This window comes from Aeromonas sp. 102P, assembly GCF_051920345.1.
In the GTDB taxonomy this organism is placed as follows: domain Bacteria; phylum Pseudomonadota; class Gammaproteobacteria; order Enterobacterales; family Aeromonadaceae; genus Aeromonas; species Aeromonas veronii.
On sequence record NZ_JBQBCZ010000012.1, the window covers coordinates 1 to 1,673 of the forward strand.

The 1,673-nt window shown below is 58.3% G+C and carries 2 protein-coding genes; one reads left to right on the top strand and one right to left on the bottom strand.

Translation table 11 applies throughout. The features are described from left to right. Positions 1–331: 331 nt before the first annotated feature. Positions 332–1,138, bottom strand: coding sequence for a hypothetical protein (locus ACTG1K_RS24525; protein ID WP_440006891.1), 807 nt, complete (start codon positions 1,136–1,138; stop codon positions 332–334). A 198-nt stretch (positions 1,139–1,336) separates the two neighbouring features. Between ACTG1K_RS24525 and ACTG1K_RS24530 the strand changes: the two genes are divergently transcribed. Then, positions 1,337–1,510, top strand: coding sequence for a hypothetical protein (locus ACTG1K_RS24530; RefSeq protein WP_440006893.1), 174 nt, complete (start codon positions 1,337–1,339; stop codon positions 1,508–1,510). Positions 1,511–1,673: the final 163 nt, after the last annotated feature.

Below are 1,673 nucleotides of genomic sequence, written 5' to 3' on the forward strand. Positions count from 1 at the left end.
GTTCAGTTACGTATTGCTAAGGTTAAAGGTCTACCTCGCTAACACCACTGCAGCACCTAGCGATGAGCCGATGGTCTGGGGAGCTGGGGCTCTCGGACGTTGCCTGATGCAGATCGGGGACGATGGCGTAAACAACCTCACGGCCATCCGGTGAAAACTCAGTGAGCAAGGGGTAGAAATAACGCAAAGGGGGCTTTGGCCTCTTTGGCATAGGGCACCTTTAGAGTAACAGTTACGGTAATTGGGGGCATGGGGAGCGCCCTCGTCGTCGCTCGCTGCGCGCTCTCGCTCCTCCTCCTCAGTGCGCCCCCATGTGAAAGACAGGAAGGGGCTAACCCTTTTCGTCACAGTGACGCTTATTAGGCGGCGCTTTCGTCCGGTATGCCTCAATGATGGCGTAAACGGCCTGCCGACCGTTGAGGCAAACATCGAGGATAACGGCCTCCAGACGGTGCCTGATAACAATCCGCCAGTCAGGCAGGGGGATATCAGCGATAAAGACGGCTTCCTCCTCCTGCTGCGCTGCAAGCTCCTCGTCCGTCATGTCGGTGACGGAATACCGCTTCTTGAGCCCTTGCGTCCAAGTTAGCACCTTGCGGCCCTTGGTTGCTTCCGCATACTCGCGGATCAACTGCTTGGCGCGGTTGCGGTGCTGGGTGGTGGCGTTCTCGTCCATGTAGCAATCAATCAACTGCCAGAAAGAGCGGTTAGACCTCCGACCCTTCTTGGCGTTGGCCTTGGCCATTTCATCGGCCAGCGTCCAAGGCTTGTCGCCCATCTTGGCCACGTAGGAGGCGGCGCGGCTGCCGTCCTGCACAACTACGCCATGCTTCCGGCTCGGGGTGCCCAAGCCGAATTTGTGGCAGGCCGCCACCCACAGAACGTGCAGATCCTTCTCAAGCTGGGCAGCATCCACGCCGGAGCCCTCAAAGAACCACAGTTCGTGAAAGTGGGGGTGCCAGCCGTTGGCCTCGCCGTGGTTGATTTCGGTGGCAATGATCCGGCCCTGAACACCGAGGCGGGACTGAAGTTGCTTGTACTGGCGATGGCGAGCCATCCAGCGCAAGGCGTCCTTGATAAGGGCAAGGGTGTCGGTCAAAAGATCTTGACGACCGTGGGGGATGGTGAAGGTTGGCATCAGAACCTGACCACCTTGGGCCAGACACAGCCCCATAGCCTGCTGGATCTCGTTGGCTCGGCGTTCGGCAATCTTGGGGGAGCATATCGGGCACAGCCAAGGCAAGGCGCAAGTCTGCAACCCGACATAGTGACCAGGAAGGTAAGCGCCTGGCTTAGCCCAAACCTGCACATCACTGCCACGGCTGACAGGATTTCTATGGCAGCACGCTACGCGATGCTTCCGCCCGAATATCTCGACCAAGGCGGCTTTCCGCATCCACTTATGCGCCCGTTTCTGGGAGGGGGTTTGCTCGATCACCAGAGTGCAATCATGCGCCCTAGAAACCTGAAAAACTTCGCCCGTTTCGGTGTCGATAATTTCTCTGGTTAATCTGCGGAGGAAGCGGCTACGGTTTCCGCAGTATACCTAGTGCGGCCCCGCTGGCCTCTCTCGACCGTGGTGGTACTCGGCGCTCTATCTGCCTTCATGTAGCCCTCTCCCTATGGAGAAGGCGGGGAAATGATGTAAGATCATGTCATCACCTTGGGTCTGC

Coding starts and splice junctions, on each gene's coding strand:
- ACTG1K_RS24525 (WP_440006891.1), bottom strand. CDS start 1,138: ATGCCAACCTTCACCATCCCCCACGGTCGTCAAGATCTTTTGACCGAC.
- ACTG1K_RS24530 (WP_440006893.1), top strand. CDS start 1,337: ATGGCAGCACGCTACGCGATGCTTCCGCCCGAATATCTCGACCAAGGC.